This window comes from Candidatus Chloroploca asiatica (genome assembly GCF_002532075.1).
In the GTDB taxonomy this organism is placed as follows: Bacteria; Chloroflexota; Chloroflexia; order Chloroflexales; family Chloroflexaceae; genus Chloroploca; species Chloroploca asiatica.
The window spans coordinates 1-808 of record NZ_LYXE01000077.1; the positions used below are offsets into that span (position 1 = coordinate 1).

Sequence of the window (808 nt, forward strand, 5' to 3'; positions counted from 1 at the left end):
GAAAATGGATTTAGTGGCGATTATAACGATTTGATTAATCAGCCTTCGCTTTTCGATGGGCAATACTCAAGCCTCACCGGAACTCCTTTTATTCCTGTAATTCTTTCCCATCTCGATGATGTTAGTGCTTCGGCACCAGCCTCAGGACAAGTGCTTAAATGGAATGGCTCCACCTGGACCCCCGCCGACGATTTGCAAGGAGGTGGAAGTGGTGGCACTTACACCCCCGGCGATGGCATCAGCATTTCGGGCAGCAATGTAATCTCCATTTCCGATGCCGGGGTTACTTCAGTAAAACTGGCCAATAATGCCGTTACTTCTGCCAAGATCGCCAGTGGTGCCGTTACAGCCACCGAACTGGCAACCAATGCGGTAACAACTGTGAAAATTAACAATGCGGCTGTTACAACAGATAAAGTTGCCGATGCGGCGGTTACTACAGCTAAGATTGCAGACGCAGGAATTACAACAGCAAAACTGGGGGCTACTTCGGTAACTTCCGAAAAACTGGCCAATACTTCCGTTACAGCCGCCAAGCTCCACCAAATGAGCGCCACAAGCGGACAAGTGCTCAAATGGAATGGCACCACCTGGGCCCCCGCCGAAGACCTGCAAGGCTCAGGCGGAAGCAACCCAACAGGCCCCGCCGGAGGCGACCTTAGCGGAACCTATCCAAACCCGGCTATTGCAAATAATGCTGTTACAACAGCCAAAATTGCAGCCACTTCCATTACCTCCGATAAGCTGGCAGCAGGAGCCGTGGGCTCAGGCCAACTGGCCAACGATGCTGTTACTTCGGCTCATATCG

General features: G+C 51.9%; 1 protein-coding gene. It reads left to right on the forward strand.

All coding sequences use genetic code 11. The features are described from left to right. On the forward strand, window positions 1-808 hold an 808-nt coding region (locus A9Q02_RS24170), incomplete at both ends, for a hypothetical protein (protein WP_216361480.1).